This window comes from Flavobacterium aestivum, assembly GCF_026870175.2.
Classification (GTDB): Bacteria; Bacteroidota; Bacteroidia; order Flavobacteriales; family Flavobacteriaceae; genus Flavobacterium; species Flavobacterium aestivum.
Window position 1 is genome coordinate 2,636,693 of sequence record NZ_CP113977.2, and the last position, 14,662, is coordinate 2,651,354.

A 14,662-nucleotide genomic window follows, 5' to 3' on the forward strand; every position below is an offset into this window, starting at 1 on the left:
TTTTAATGGTGAAACCTATGTTTTTTTTCGATTAGTTTTTCTAAGCTATTGAAATTTTTGGAATTGTAAATTTAAAATCTGATCCTTCTCCCAGTATTGATTCTATCCAGATTGATCCTCCATGTAATGCTATTATTTTTTTGCATTGTGCTAAACCAATTCCTGTTCCTTCATAATCTTCCCGATTATGTACCCTTTTAAAGATAATGAAAACTTTATCGTAATGTTTTTCATCAATCCCAATTCCGTTGTCTTTTACTGAAAAAAGCCAATCATTTTTTTGTTCTTTGGCGGTAATTGTAATCTGAGGAGTCACATCTTTTTTTCGGAATTTAATAGCATTAGCAATTAGGTTCTGAAAAAGCAATCTGATTCCGAGTGGATATCCATTTATATGAGGTAAGTTATCTATTGTAATCTGAACATTGTTTTTATCGATAGATACTTTTAAATCAGCAAGAATATCGTTTAATATTTGATTGCAATCAATTCCGGATAAATTGCTTTCTCTGCCAATTCTGGAATATTCCAATAAGCCCCTAACCAATTCCTGCATTCGAGTAGAGGACTCAAAGATAAAATTGAGATATTGTTTTCCTTGATCGTCAAGTATATCTCGGTATTCATCAGTAATAAGGTCTGAAAAGCATTTTAGGGTAATCAGGGGTTCCTGTAAATCATGTGAAGTCACATAGGCAAATTGCTCCAATTCTTTATTTTGAACTTGTAATCTGGTATTTTGATTCGCAATTTCAATTTCATTAATTTTTCTTTGGGTTATATCTCTAATTACTCCATCAATATGGCTTTGATTGCCTTTTGCATCATAAATTAGCTTTGAACTGACAGAAACATTGCGTACTTCTCCTTTCTTCGTTTTTAACTCTAATTCATAGTCTAGAACTTCTCCTTTTTTATATAATGTTTTAAGATATGGAATCCTCTGTTCGGGTTTATAAAAAAATGTAATGGCATTAACACCTATAATTTCTTCTCTAGTGTAACCAGATAGTGTTTCGCAGGAAGGGCTTATCTCCATAACCAGATCATTATTCAATGAAGTCTGAAAGAAAACATCCTGTACATTTTCAAAAATTGAACGGTATTTTTCCTCACTCTTTTTTAGGGCTTCTTCCGATTTTTTACGATCGTTAACATTTCTCAAAGCTCCTTCTATATATCTTTTACCATCACTGCCTAAAATTGATCGGGCATTTACCGAAATGTATAATATCTCATCAAATTTGGTTTTCATCTGGATTACAAAATCGGTAACCTCATTGTAGGTTAATAGAGTTTCTAGAAAATTTTCTCTTTCTTTTGGGTTTACATAATAGGAGACAATAGAAGTTCCTATAAGTTCTTCTCTGGTATATCCGGTATGCTGCAGTATAGAGGGACTTATGTCTAAGACTACACCATCAAAGTTACTCTGAAAGAATACATCTTGGATATTCTCAAAAATAGTACGGTATTTTTCTTCACTCTTTCTGAGAGCTTCTTCTGTTTTTTTGCGTTCAGTAACATCTCTCAGTACGGATTCTATATGGGTAGGGTTGCCCTCTGAGTCAAATAGTAGTGTAGCATCAATTGTAACATCTATTATTTTTCCGCTTTTATGGGAGGTCTGTGTTTCAAAACCTTTTATCTTACTGTTTTTCTTTAGAGCATCTAGAAATAAATTTCGATTGCCCGAAATATAAATAGATTCTGCATTAGAGCCGATTAATTCTATTGGATCATAACCGGTAACAGCTTTAACAGATGGACTGATTTCAATAAAAGTTCCGTCCATTTTGGTAATATAAAAGACATCCTGTACGTTTTCAAAAACGGAACGGTATTTTTCTTCACTCTTTCTTAAAGCTTCGGCGGCTTTTATTTTATCAGTAATGTTTAGGGAAAAAACGGTGGCTCCTATGATTTCATCTTTCTGATTTATAATTGGACTGCATTTTATTTCCCAATAGGTTGAATCTTTTTTGTTTTCATCAATGATACTAAAGTTTTTACCTTCAAAAACTTTATCGAATTCATTTTGGTATCTTTTTTTGTCTTCTGGATTTTCAATGCAATCTAGAAGACTCATTCCTTTTTCAATGATAATATTATATTTCTGTATTATCAGTGATTGGTGTAAATGATTAAAACTTAGATATTCGTAGTCTCGATTAATAGAATAAATACTAATGTCTTTCGGACTTTCGATGGTAGATTGCAAGATGCCTTGTTTTTTTTGAAGTTCATCCATCATTTGCATGCTTTCAATAGTTTTTCCCAAAATATCGGAAACAGATTTTAATAGATTTCCTTCTTCTAATAAGAATGGACCTTCGTATTCTACTGGTTTTTCCTCTAGATAATACACTCCAATTTTTCCAAGGTTTTTTCCCTCTACAAAAATGTCACATTCCTGAGACCATTTTGTTTTCCTGAAGTTGGGCATAGTATACACTGATCCCATTAAGGAGATACTACAAGTTGTTATTTCGGGAAACTGGTATCCATTGACGATAACCGGAAGGCTTTTTTTGATGATTTTTTCCAGTGAAATATCCTTTTTTTGAGTAATCTCGGAGATTGTATGAAGACATTTGAGTTCCTTAACACGCTCATTTAGCGAGTGTGCCTGCTTTTTAAGATTTTCATCAGCAAGTTTTCGTTCAGAAATAACCCCAGCAAAAAGCAAAGTTGTGACAGTCGAAATGCTTAGGAAAAAATCCAAATATAGTATGGAATCATTACTGTTCATCATTACAAATGGCCCAATTCCTAAACAGGTTACAATTACTGAAAAGATAGCAAAAATTAGAATAATAACAGTAGTAAACCGTAAATCAAAATGATAAGCAGTTATCAATAAAACGGTTAAAATAAGGTATTTACTTTCTTTTGTATAGTGAAAAATTACTAAACTCAAGGCAATGATTAATGTTATCATTCCAATCAATTTCAGTAGATAATTCAGATCTAATTTGATTGAATTTTTATAGAACCAAGCAAGGATAAAAGGGGCAAGAATAATAAATCCTATGGCATCTCCTAAAAACCAGGTTGTAAAAGTATATACAATTTCCAGCTCCTGTACGTGTCCAGCCATAAATAAGAAAGATACTCCTATTATGGAATTTATAGAGCAAGCTACAAATAACCCAATAATAAGGAATAACAAAATGTTTTTTCCGTTTTTTAATGGGTATTCTCCTTTAGTATATTTTTCTATTAATGAAATGCCTATGGCTGTAGCAAATGTAGTTCCTAAAGCGATTAAAGAGGTAAGCAAAAATATTTTTAGAAAAGAATCTTCATTTGTCTGAGAAGCCTGATTGAAGAGAATCATATTTGTTGCAAAAGATCCCAGCCAAATGGCAAAAAGCATTCTGCGTCCCAAAATAAGAACTGAAGCAATCGCCAAGCCAATCGACGGATATATTGGTGAAACGTTACCAGGAGAAATCGAAAACAATAAACTCACGCGGGCAATTAAAACATAGAACAGAGCAATTGTTAGAATAGCAATTGGTTCTGAATTTAAAAAAGGCGGTATATGATATTCTCCTTCTGGTTTGTTTTTCATTGTTTGGGTCATTTATAGACTTATTCTTTCTAAAGAATTCAAGAAAAATAGGCTCTTGAAATCGATATGTTTATACATAAGTAATAGTAAAAACAACAACAACTTAAAATAGGATAATTATGTACAGCTAAAATGTCTCAAATGCATTTCTAATACTTATGATTTTTTTTGGCTAAAGTCTAAAATTAGTAAAAATATATTTTCTAATCTGCGAAAGGTTCGAAAAATTAGTAAAAATATTCCTGTAAGTGCTTCAGTAATCATATGTTATAAAAGACTAGGGAGCTCTAAGTATATATGTTTTAATTAAAGAGATTAATATTTCTGAGTCTGATTAAAAAAAGCACAATGAGAATGATCATAATGATTCTCATTGTGCTTTTATAGATATTTATCTTTTGAGGACAGTCCTTTTATATTGGGACAGCGATTCCTATTTTATATTTGAACCTTAATCCGTTTGGAAATTGATCTTCTTCTTTTAAAATTTCTTTGGTTTTTTTAGAAATCCAAAATCGTTGAATAGAAACACCATTTTTTGGATCTTCCTCTCGATGTTCCATTATCCAACAAGCTATTTTTTTACCGTTATTATCAAATAGAGTTTCAGTATCTATAATTTTATAATAAGCAGTTACAGCATTACCAAAACCAGGATCGTAAAAAGGAACTGCTAAAGTTCGATTTAATTTAAAAGGCAGTGTTGGGAAAAGAACTAAATCAGAATGCCAATTAAGGTTAAATTGTTTTGAAGAAGTTTCAAACTCGTTAGTTATTTTAGATTTTATAGTATCATTTACAGTGCCATCAAAAGAAACTTTTTTTGACATAAAGTCAAATTTCATAGTGTATCCTAGTCTTTTCCACCATGTTTCATGATATAGTGTTGAGGCATCTGTGTTATCTAATACTGTAGTAGCAGTATGTGCCATACCATCTACATCCCATTGCTGTTTAATTTCAAATGCCTTTTTATTCTGATAGGTTGTAGGTTCAGTTTTAATTTTTACGAGTATGATTCGTTCAGCTGGACCTGATGTGTTTTTTTTCGTAAAAATAATATATGAACTACTACCAGTGTGTAAGTGTTGCAATTCTAAATTTTTATTGTTTATAAAAATTGTATCTCCTTTTTGAGAAAAACCTGTAAAAAAATGGAGAAGAAATAGTAGGATTAGATATGATTTTTTCATTGTTATTTTAATGTTTTAAATTATTTTTTAAAAGGCTATAATTAATTTTTGTTTATTTTTTAGTTTCTAAAAAGAGAGTTATTTTTTCTGAAAACCATTGTGGCTCTTCCTGAAAAGGAGCGTGACCGCCATTATAATGTATTATGGTCTTATTAGGGAATTCAAATTGTTTATAATGATTTGGACCAATTGCAAAATCATTATCTCCGGTCATTATAAGAACAGGACACTTGATGTTTTTAGTTACTTTGTTATAATCTTTAAAATACTCTTGTATTTCCCAAACGCTATTGGCAAAATCTCGGTTTTTCTTTCCAATCGGATTGTCTATAGTGTCATTCAAGTCTTTTTCATATTGGTTACGGAACATTAGTTTGTACATAACTTTTTTGTCACCAAGTTGTTTGTGAATCATGCCTAATCTCTCTATTGTTGGGGTAGCGGCATTGTAATAGGCTAGAGTGTCTTTTAGTTTTAATTCTTTAATGCCAAATTCTATATGGCTCATCAAGGATTGATTAATATTCAAAGTGCAATGAATAAGGAGTAAAGAACTAATGCTATTGGGATAATCATTGGCATATTGTGTAGATATAATGCCTCCAAAAGAATGTCCCATTACATTCCATTTTTTAAACCCTAAAAAGATTCGTATTTCTTCCAAATCTTTTTCCATTCTGGCCAATGAATAATCACCATTTGCAGGGCTTTTAGAGCGACCGCATCCTCTTTGGTCATAGTAAATCATTTTATTTTTTTGCTCTAATAATGAGGCGCTTTTTATGCCTTCAAGATAATAACTGTTAGAGCCAGGACCACCATGAACAAATACACAGGGAGGTCCAGAACCAACAACATTTACATAGAGTTGAACACCATCACTTGTAGTGAAATTAATGGGTTTGGCTGAACTTTTCGAGGTGGATAACAGAAATAGAATAAAATTTAATGCAATAATTGTTCGTTTCATTTTTATTGATTTTGATGATTAATTTTAAAGGACTTAGTATGGGGTTTTTGTTTTTTGTTACGAAAAAGAATACATTTTAACATAAACTTTGTAAATATCCAATGCGTAATAGATGGAGATGTTGTTTTTAATAATGGGCTATGGGGTATTGATGGTCTTTGCTGATTTATATTTAATGAAAGTGGGTTATTATTTCTCAATTAAATTGAATAAAAAAAATGATATGAGTCGTTAAGTTGATTCTTATTGTGTTTTTTCATTAATTTCGTTTGTTATTTATCTTTTGATGGAATCATTGTATTTCTATTGCTGTTGAAAGATAAATTTAGCGTAACATAAAACTGTACAACTATGTCAAACATTGGATTAATCATTGAAGAAAGAGCTGCTGATATCGGAAATTTTCTCGTAGGACGATTGTTACCTTTTAGGGAAAAACGTGCAGTAGGCCCTTTTGTGTTTCTGGATCATATGGGACCAACTCAGCTAAAGGACTACCAAAACTTAGATGTTGGACCGCATCCGCATATAGGACTTTCTACACTTACCTATTTGTTTGAGGGAGCCATATTGCATCGAGACAGTATTGGTACAGAGATGGAAATTACACCTGGAGCTGTCAATTGGATGACAGCCGGAAAAGGAGTGGTTCATTCAGAAAGAACACCAGAGTATTTGAGAACTACTGATAAAAGCCTTCATGGTTTGCAAATTTGGGTAGCCTTGCCTAAAGGTAAAGAAGATATAGAACCGTCTTTTGCACATATAGAAGCCAAAGATATTCCGGAATGGCAACAAGATAATGTTACTGTGAAACTTATTGCTGGAGAAGCTTTTGGAAAAAAATCACCTGTGCCGGTTTATAGTCCTTTGTACTTGATTGAAATTAAAAGCACATCCAAAGCTATTCTGAATATTGGGAAAGATCTTTTTGGAGAAAGCGCCATGTATATTTTAGAAGGCGAAATTAAGAACGATGGAAACAGCTATGCTTCAAAACAGATATTGGTTGCTAAGGAAAGTAGTCTTTGTCAATTTGAAATGAGTGAAAATTGTACGGTTTATATTTTTGGAGGTGAAGCATTTTTAGAAGAACATTTCATTTATTGGAATTTCGTTCATTCAGATAAAGCTGTAATTGAAAAAGCAAAACAAGACTGGATCGATCAAAAGTTTCCGAAAGTACCTAATGAAACAGAGTTTGTGCCGCTACCACAACCTAAATTTAGATAATCACAAGAATAAAAGTAGTTAGGGAAGTTACTTTTTGTATAAAATTATTAACTGTTGTAAATTAATAATACAATCTAAAATCGAGTAGTTTACAGAGAGCATAATGTTTTTGGTATAGTTCTTCTACAATTTCAACGACATTATCATGTTCTTGACATATACTGAAGAAAGCTTTATCAATAGCACTACTGGATAAAATCTTTAATGCGGTTCCATAACCGGAAACTGCTCGTACTCCAGTAATATCTAAGAAATATTGCGATTCTTCTTCGCTTAAGTCTAACATTTTGGCATTAGAAAAATGCAAAATTTTCCCTTTCATTTTTCCTTCAAAGAGTTCAGCTATTTCTTCCAGACTATAGCAATACTCATTGATACAAATGTTGTTTCCTTCACTTGGAACGACTAAATAGATGATTTCATAATTTTTAAAATTATGGTCGTCATAAAGCAAGGTATTTAAGCTTTCTTCGAACCCTTCAATTGAATCACACATTTTATAAATGCTAGCGATACCTTCTTTGATTGCTAGTTGTTCTAAGGTTTTGACCACCTCAGTAGTGGTGTGAGTTTCTACATCGGGAACGACTTCGAGGCAGAAAATAAAGTTGTCATGATCCATATAATTTAGTTTATGTGAATGCCAATTGATGCCATATAGAATTAATTCATACTTGGTGGTTCAGGTATTTTGACAGTTATCTTGTTTTTCTTGGACATCAATAAATATAATGCACAACCACCTAAAATGACCAGTAAAGCAATCTGAAGTTCTCCAAAAGTGGTATTACCTTTATGCAAGGCATTTGAGTTTGATAATTTTGATTTCCCTTCTTCTATTTGAATTTGTGATAGCAGCTCCAATGCTTGTAAAGCCTGATCACTGAAGTATTCTACTTGTGACCAGTTACTTTTTTTAGACTGTTCATTAATCGCGGAACATGAAGTTTGAAATGACACAAAGGATGTTCTTTCTTTTGGGGTTAAAACCGTTTCTAAATATAATTTATTGATATTTTGAATGTCCTTTAATGCAGTAGTAATAATATCCTTTCTCTGAATGTTACTGAGTTTTATTTGTATGGCTTTTGCTTTTATGGATTGAAGTTCATTGGCATACTGAAAGATATAGCGGGCTACTACTAATCGGTCATTGTAGATTGCATTGATATCCTCATTTGCTTTTTTAGAATTCTGTAACGTTTTGAAATTACTTAATAATATAATGAGCATAACGATAAGTAAAACAAAAGCTGCTTTTGTCTTATTACTGTATTTTTTTAGATCTTTCATCATGATGGATTTTATACCATGCAATATAAGATTTTGTCATGGATTTGTTTCAGAAACATTAAAGAGGATTGAAGAAGTACTATCACACATTTTATGTCCCAATTTAAAAGGAAAGATTGGGAGTTGAGTTTTTTTTAATAGTAGTAGAAATGATAAAAAAAAGCCCTTTAGAAAATCTAAAGGGCTAGTCGTTGAAAATAATCTTATTTTTTTGATTCTTCTACAGATACTTTTCTAAACTCTTTTAACAATTTTTCTAAATCTAAACTAGATTTACGAGCTCTTGTTCCTGCCGATTTGTTTCCTTTTTCAATTTGTAGATCGGCCTCAGTTTTGAATGTTTCGAATTCGGCTGTGATTTTTTCGAATAAATCTTTCATGATAATGCGTTTTTAATTAGGACGCAAAAATAGAAGTTCGATTATTAGATAAGGATAATATATTGTTAAAATTCTAGTAATTTTTTAGAGATTACTGTAGTGTATTGATTTTTAAAACTCTAGGTGTTGAGTATTTACGGGTTTTTACAACAGCCCTAATTTTTTAGCTTTAATTATTAGATCCCTATCACTGCCTTTCCCCATTAGTAGTTGCTCTTTTATATTTGCTTTTCTTTTCTCTATAGCGCTCATAGAGAGAGGGATATATTCAGGAAGGTTAACCGTTCTGACTCCCTCTGAAATTAAAAGTAAAATTTGATTGTCATGTTTGTCCCAATTGATATTACTGTTAAGCAATTCTTTCTGCGATTTAATTATAGTCGGGCTCCGGTAAATTTCTCCAACCATAATTTTTTTGCAAATAACAGGGAATAATTCAAAATTAATATCGCTTTTAGAAACGAAGCCTTCTGGATGTATTTCTTTAATGATTTTATCTACAGTAAGAGGCTCGCTATGCATTGTAAGGAGGATGATTTTGCAATTTGTGAATTTTAATCTAATTAATAAGGCAAGGTCAATACCATTTTCAATATTATGTTCCATATAAGGAGGAAGGCTAATATCTAATAAAGCCAAATCAATATTTGTACCTAGGTTGAGATAAGAAAATATTTTGTTGTATGCATCTTGACAATTATAACTTTTTATAAAATTAGGGGGGGGGTGTTTAAAGTCACTGACAGATAAAAGATTGCTATAACTGTCAACTGTCATAGGGTGATCATCAACGATCAAAATATTTAGAGGTATATTCATTTTGTCCTACTTTACCCCAAATTTAGTCAAATATTACGGTATTACCGTAATATTTAATTCAGGGAAAGATGTTCATTTGTTATATTCATTGATGTTTAACTTAAACTAAATAATATTATGAAAAAATTATACATAGCCGGAATTATTTCCATTTCTTTATTAACTTATTCTTGTTCTAATGATGAGGATAGTTATGAAGTACAAGGCGCCAAATCTAAAGATTCAAGAATCGCTCCTCAATCAGTTTTGAAAGGAGGGCTAAATGCTAAAGCAATTGATACTACAGCAATTAATACTCCTAATGGAGCTGAAGGTAATACAAGTCCAGATGGTGACCCAATTAACCCAAGACCACCAAGATAGTATTCAGTTATAATCGTTTAAACAGAAATACCATATGATTTATTTGTGAATCATATGGTATTTCTGTTTTTTAATATTATATTTGGAATTATAAAACAATAATTGCGGTTTGAATACTCTTTCTAAAATAAATTCTTTACTTCTATTACTCCTTTTTTTTTCATGTCAGAAGAATAATTCGGACGCACATATAAATGACAATACAGTTTTATTTAACAAAACGTATTTAGAAAGTTTAGAAAAAAATAAAAAAGAGAAGTATCTAGATTCTGTAGGGGATTTACTAAAAACCAAGGAAAATGATTCCGTTACCAGAAATTTATATTTAAAGGTTGCAACTGAATATTATTATATCAATAATTTAGAAAAATCTTTATCTTCCAGTTTAAAAGCTTTGCAACTCTCAAAGGAAGCCAATGATAGTCTCAGAATTTCAAAGGCATTATTTTATGTAGGTGATTGTTACCAAAACTCAAAAAGGGATAGCGCCTACTTTTATTATTTACAAGCAGAAAAATTATATTTCAAGATTCATGACTATGATAATATGGGCAGAATGTTGTTTAACAAAGCCTATGTTTTATTTTATGACGGAAACTATGTAGAATGTGAGGTCGAAATTTCTAAAGCACTGAAGTACTTGAAAATATCGAAGAATTATCTGTTGATGTATTCTTGTAATACTTTAATGGGTAATTGCTTGGAAAAATTGGTTAATTATGATGAAGCATTACGATATCATAAATTAGCATTGCTTGATTTAGAAAAAATAAAGAGCAATGATAAAGAAAAGGATGAGATAAGCAATTATGCAGCATGCACAGTTATTAATATATGTAATTTATATGATTTAAAAGAGGAATATTCGAAGTCTATAGAGCAATTGAAAAAATTGTTGACAGAAGAATTAAAAAGAAGGTCACCAATTTTATATGCTAAAGCTTTAGGTAATTTGGCTTATTCTAAGATGAAAAGCGGGGATTATAAAGATGTTGATTCCATGTTTTTTAATTCTTTAAAAATTGTTGACAGCCTAGGTGATGATTCTGATGTTTTATATAAAAAAATACATATAGGAGAATATTTTTTGACCCAAAAGGATACTGTAAGATCAATTGAAATTTTAAAAGAAGCCAATAGATTAGCAGTTAAAATTAAGAATAGTAATGAAATTTTAGCCTCATTAAAATTGCTGTCTGAATTAGATAAAACAGATAGGTTATTTTATGCAAATGAGTACATTAAAGTAAGTGACAGTATCAATTTAGTACAAAAGAATGCCCATAATAAATATGCCAGAATCGAATATGAAACGTCAAGAATTGAGGATGAAAATAAAATCCTGACAAAAGAAAACTTTTATATTTTAATTACTTCATTCGGGTTAATCATAATACTGGTATTACTTATTGGTTTCCGTTATTTAAAATATAGAAATAAAGAGTTACAGTTTATCAAGAAACAGCAAATAGCTAATGAAGAAATTTATATGCTGTTGACTGAGCAACAAAAAAAGATTGATACTGCAAAAGATAATGAGAAGGCCAGAATGGCAAAAGAATTGCACGACGGTGTAATGAATAAAATCTATGGAGTCCGGATGAATTTAGGGGTTTTTAATTCTTCTGTAGATGAGGAAACAATCGAGAAACGAAAAATTTATATTACTGAATTGCAGAGTATAGAAAATGAACTTAGGACAATATCACATGATTTAAGCCGAAGCTCTTTCTTTGATGGTAATGACTTTAATGTGCTTTTGATAGGTTTAGTCGAAAATCAAAAAGAGTTTACCAAAACCCAATTTCAATATATCAATGATGGAATGTTTGAATGGGAAAGTGTTGAAAATATATATAAAATCAATTTATACCGTATCATCCAAGAGGCTATTTTGAATATTAATAAATATGCAAATGCTAGCAAATGTGAGGTTAAAATTCAGAGAATCGACAATAATATTTTAAAAATGAGTATTACTGATGATGGACAAGGATTTGATATGGCAAGTAAAAAAGGCGGTATTGGATTGAGTAACATGAGAGAAAGAGCCAGCTCGTTGAAAGGACAATTTAATATTGAATCAAAAATTGGAGAAGGCACAAAGATTGAAGTTGTATTTGATCTACAAACACTATCCTCATAAATAGATTTTTTTTTATGCCTAAATAGAACAAACCATTTTTATTAAGTACTCTATTAATGAATCAGTAAACATTAACGGATTGACCGAATGATAGAAGATTTCAAGACTGATAATAGCGAGTGGGATAAGTTTAAGCATCTTTTTAACCGACAAGAGGTTTCTGCAAAGACAATTCTTTTAAAGGAAGGAGAAGTTTCAAAAAAGGCATTTTACATTGAAAAAGGCTGTATAAGAATATGGTTTAATAATAATGGAAAAGACATAACATTTCAGTTTTTCTTTGAAGGAGAAGGCGTTTCATCAATAGAGAGTTTCAGAACAAATCAACCAAGTATGTTCACAATAGAATGCATAGAACCTTGCATTATACATTCTATTTCTAAAAAAGATTTCCAAACAATTCTTGACACATCTTTGGTAATTAAACAAGAAATAGAAGAGCATACTTTTCAGCGATTGGTTTTTTATCAAAGACTGTTTCTTTCTCGGATCAAGGATAGTCCTGAAAAGAGATATAAAGAATTATTAGAAAATAATCCCGAAATATTGCAACGGGTTCCACAACATTACATAGCCTCCTTTTTAGGTATTACTTCAGTTTCGTTAAGCCGTATCCGAAATAGGAGGTAAGTATTTCTTAACAATTGTTATCGTCTAAGGATTTCTAACTTTCGAGTTTTGTGTTGTAAATCTTAACAACATAAAAAAATGAAAGTAGTAATCGTTTTCAATCATCCTTATGATGGCAGTTTTTGTAATGCAATATTAAATTCAGCAACCATAGGATTTCAAAATGCCAATCACGAAGTAGATATTATTCATCTTGATGAAGAAAGGTTTAATCCGGTAATGTCAAATCAAGATCTTAAAGCATTTATTGACAGAAAACCCATTGATCCAAAAGTAATAGAGTATAAGCTACGACTTGAACAAGCTGATCATTTAGTTTTTATTTTTCCTATTTGGTGGGAACTCATGCCAGCAATGACAAAGGGATTTATTGATAAAGTAATTTTCCCAGGAGTAGCTTACGATTATGCTACTAAAAGTGATTACAGAATGATTCCTCTTTTTAAAAAATTAAAAAGTGTAACTGTTATTACAACGATGAATACTCCCAGTATTTTATATCGCTTTGTGTTTGGGAATGCTATAAAAAAAGCAATTCTGACAGGGACATTTTGGAAATTGGGCTATAAAAATAGGAAATGGATAAATCTGAGCATGGTAAAAATAGCATCCGAAACAAAACGTAAAAAGTGGTTGAGTAACATTGAAAAACGATGTTCAAAGCTTAAATAGGGCATAAAGCTGTACGTGCTCAAAAAAAATCTACAAGACCAATTTACAGTTCTTAGTTTGGTTACGATTTATCTTATGTGATTGTTAACGAAATTACTGTTGATGGGGAGATAAAGACAAATTTAATTTTAAATTTGCGTACAGTAAGCAATTAGTTTACTGTACGTATTGCAATAAAAAAACAATCCTTTTCATATTTTAAATTCATAAATCGTGACTGAAATAATTGAACTTTCTAATGAAACAATTACCCTTCAAAGAAATGAATTCTTAAAAGTAAAAGGGAGTATCGATACCAACATTTACTTTATTGAAAGTGGGAGTTTGAAAATTTTTGTTTTAGATGATTTTGAAGAGCAAATTATACGATTTGGTTATAAAGATGATTTGATTGTTGCTTTGGATTCTTTTTTAACAGGAAGGCCTTCAGATTTTTATATACAAGCCATTAAAAAAATAACTTTAAAAATTATTCCGAAAAACTTGTTTGTCGATTTTATAAACAAATCCGATGAAAACAAAAGTCTTTGGATAAATATACTTGAAGATTTAGTTTTACAGCAAATAGAAAGAGAAAAAGACATATTAACCACTTCACCAAAAGAAAGGTTTAACAGGGTTTTAAAAAGGAGTCCAAAACTTTTTCAGGAAATACCTAATAAGCATATTGCAAATTATTTAAGGATGAGTCCTGAAACACTTTCAAGATTAAAAAAGTCTTGATATCAATCAATATTTTTCAAAAGGAATTAGCAGAATTTTGTAAAAAAAGAATCTATGAAAACAAAATCAGAAAATCTAATTTTAGAATTAATTGAAGTAACAAGACAAAACCTGAATTTTGCTGAATTGCTAAAAGCAATGAACAATGAACAGCTTAACTGGAAAGAGAATAAAGAAAGTTGGAGTGTATTAGAATGCCTGGAACACCTAAATTTATATGGTGATTATTATTTGCCAGAAATAAAAAAAGCCATTGAAAACACAAACAGCAATAATGTAGAATACTTTGAAAGCGGATTTCTAGGGAATTATTTTGCTAACAGTATGCTGCCAAAAGAAAAACTGAACAAGATGAAAACATTTAAGGATAAAAATCCTTTAAACAGTAAATTGGACAGGGAGACTATAGATCGATTTATTAGCCAACAACAAAGTTTAATAGAATTGCTTAATAAATCAAAAAGTGTAAATCTAAATGGGGTTAAAATTACAGTTTCTATATCTAAATGGATAAAATTAAAATTAGGAGATACTTTTCGTTTTATCATAAACCACAACTTAAGGCATATTAAGCAAATTGAAAATGTGCAATTGAAGATGGGAGTCAATGTTTAATTAATGATTTTTCATTACTTTGATTAATATTTGCTTTGTTTTTGCATA

General features: G+C 30.7%; 14 protein-coding genes. 7 read left to right on the forward strand and 7 right to left on the reverse strand.

Going from position 1 to position 14,662, the window contains the following annotated elements:
• Positions 1-40 precede the first annotated feature (40 nt).
• The 3 genes from OZP08_RS11500 to OZP08_RS11510 form a co-directional block, all read right to left on the reverse strand.
• On the reverse strand, positions 41-3,577 hold the full coding sequence (locus OZP08_RS11500; protein ID WP_281321882.1) for a PAS domain S-box protein: 3,537 nt from the start codon (positions 3,575-3,577) through the stop codon (positions 41-43).
• A 413-nt stretch (positions 3,578-3,990) separates the two neighbouring features.
• On the reverse strand, positions 3,991-4,770 hold the full coding sequence (locus OZP08_RS11505; RefSeq protein ID WP_281321883.1) for a DUF3108 domain-containing protein: 780 nt from the start codon (positions 4,768-4,770) through the stop codon (positions 3,991-3,993).
• Positions 4,771-4,822: 52 nt separating this feature from the next.
• Entirely contained in the window at positions 4,823-5,740 is a 918-nt protein-coding gene (locus tag OZP08_RS11510) for an alpha/beta fold hydrolase (RefSeq protein WP_268846230.1), read from the reverse strand.
• Between the two features lie 351 nt (positions 5,741-6,091).
• Between OZP08_RS11510 and OZP08_RS11515 the strand changes: the two genes are divergently transcribed.
• Positions 6,092-6,973 (forward strand): pirin family protein, encoded by an 882-nt coding sequence (locus tag OZP08_RS11515; RefSeq protein WP_281321884.1) that lies wholly within the window; start codon positions 6,092-6,094, stop codon positions 6,971-6,973.
• Between the two features lie 61 nt (positions 6,974-7,034).
• Here OZP08_RS11515 and OZP08_RS11520 read toward each other — a convergent pair whose 3' ends face one another.
• The 4 genes from OZP08_RS11520 to OZP08_RS11535 form a co-directional block, all read right to left on the reverse strand.
• Complete coding sequence (locus OZP08_RS11520) at positions 7,035-7,595, reverse strand: DUF6642 family protein (RefSeq protein ID WP_268846232.1); 561 nt, start codon at positions 7,593-7,595, stop codon at positions 7,035-7,037.
• Between the two features lie 41 nt (positions 7,596-7,636).
• A complete protein-coding gene (locus OZP08_RS11525) occupies positions 7,637-8,269 on the reverse strand; it encodes an MCP four helix bundle domain-containing protein (protein WP_281321885.1) in 633 nt (210 codons plus the stop codon).
• 200 nt (positions 8,270-8,469) lie between these two features.
• The gene (locus tag OZP08_RS11530) at positions 8,470-8,646 is read right to left on the reverse strand and encodes a histone H1 (RefSeq protein WP_268846234.1); all 177 of its coding nucleotides are present in this window, start codon (positions 8,644-8,646) and stop codon (positions 8,470-8,472) included.
• Between the two features lie 144 nt (positions 8,647-8,790).
• Positions 8,791-9,465, reverse strand: coding sequence for a response regulator (locus OZP08_RS11535; protein WP_281321886.1), 675 nt, complete (start codon positions 9,463-9,465; stop codon positions 8,791-8,793).
• A gap of 117 nt (positions 9,466-9,582) precedes the next feature.
• Here OZP08_RS11535 and OZP08_RS11540 point away from each other — a divergent pair, with 117 nt between their 5' ends.
• From OZP08_RS11540 to OZP08_RS11565, 6 genes are all read left to right on the forward strand, one after another.
• Positions 9,583-9,828, forward strand: a complete 246-nt coding sequence (locus tag OZP08_RS11540; RefSeq protein WP_268846236.1) for a hypothetical protein — start codon at positions 9,583-9,585, stop codon at positions 9,826-9,828.
• A gap of 109 nt (positions 9,829-9,937) precedes the next feature.
• Positions 9,938-11,974, forward strand: a complete 2,037-nt coding sequence (locus OZP08_RS11545; protein WP_281321887.1) for a tetratricopeptide repeat-containing sensor histidine kinase — start codon at positions 9,938-9,940, stop codon at positions 11,972-11,974.
• A gap of 87 nt (positions 11,975-12,061) precedes the next feature.
• Complete coding sequence (locus OZP08_RS11550) at positions 12,062-12,604, forward strand: Crp/Fnr family transcriptional regulator (RefSeq protein WP_268846238.1); 543 nt, start codon at positions 12,062-12,064, stop codon at positions 12,602-12,604.
• A gap of 78 nt (positions 12,605-12,682) precedes the next feature.
• Positions 12,683-13,276: an NAD(P)H-dependent oxidoreductase gene (locus OZP08_RS11555; RefSeq protein WP_268846239.1), complete on the forward strand. Its 594-nt coding sequence runs from the start codon at positions 12,683-12,685 to the stop codon at positions 13,274-13,276.
• Positions 13,277-13,489: 213 nt separating this feature from the next.
• A complete protein-coding gene (locus OZP08_RS11560) occupies positions 13,490-13,999 on the forward strand; it encodes a Crp/Fnr family transcriptional regulator (protein WP_268846240.1) in 510 nt (169 codons plus the stop codon).
• A gap of 54 nt (positions 14,000-14,053) precedes the next feature.
• On the forward strand, positions 14,054-14,614 hold the full coding sequence (locus OZP08_RS11565) for a DinB family protein (RefSeq protein ID WP_268846241.1): 561 nt from the start codon (positions 14,054-14,056) through the stop codon (positions 14,612-14,614).
• Positions 14,615-14,662: the final 48 nt, after the last annotated feature.

Excerpts from the sequence above, each read along its gene's own strand:
- OZP08_RS11535 (WP_281321886.1), bottom strand. The coding sequence starts at position 9,465 with ATGAATATACCTCTAAATATTTTGATCGTTGATGATCACCCTATGACA.
- OZP08_RS11520 (WP_268846232.1), bottom strand. The coding sequence starts at position 7,595 with ATGGATCATGACAACTTTATTTTCTGCCTCGAAGTCGTTCCCGATGTA.
- OZP08_RS11540 (WP_268846236.1), top strand. The coding sequence starts at position 9,583 with ATGAAAAAATTATACATAGCCGGAATTATTTCCATTTCTTTATTAACT.
- OZP08_RS11555 (WP_268846239.1), top strand. The coding sequence starts at position 12,683 with ATGAAAGTAGTAATCGTTTTCAATCATCCTTATGATGGCAGTTTTTGT.
- OZP08_RS11515 (WP_281321884.1), top strand. The coding sequence starts at position 6,092 with ATGTCAAACATTGGATTAATCATTGAAGAAAGAGCTGCTGATATCGGA.
- OZP08_RS11525 (WP_281321885.1), bottom strand. The coding sequence starts at position 8,269 with ATGATGAAAGATCTAAAAAAATACAGTAATAAGACAAAAGCAGCTTTT.
- OZP08_RS11500 (WP_281321882.1), bottom strand. The coding sequence starts at position 3,577 with ATGAAAAACAAACCAGAAGGAGAATATCATATACCGCCTTTTTTAAAT.
- OZP08_RS11530 (WP_268846234.1), bottom strand. The coding sequence starts at position 8,646 with ATGAAAGATTTATTCGAAAAAATCACAGCCGAATTCGAAACATTCAAA.
- OZP08_RS11565 (WP_268846241.1), top strand. The coding sequence starts at position 14,054 with ATGAAAACAAAATCAGAAAATCTAATTTTAGAATTAATTGAAGTAACA.
- OZP08_RS11505 (WP_281321883.1), bottom strand. The coding sequence starts at position 4,770 with ATGAAAAAATCATATCTAATCCTACTATTTCTTCTCCATTTTTTTACA.
- OZP08_RS11510 (WP_268846230.1), bottom strand. The coding sequence starts at position 5,740 with ATGAAACGAACAATTATTGCATTAAATTTTATTCTATTTCTGTTATCC.
- OZP08_RS11550 (WP_268846238.1), top strand. The coding sequence starts at position 12,062 with ATGATAGAAGATTTCAAGACTGATAATAGCGAGTGGGATAAGTTTAAG.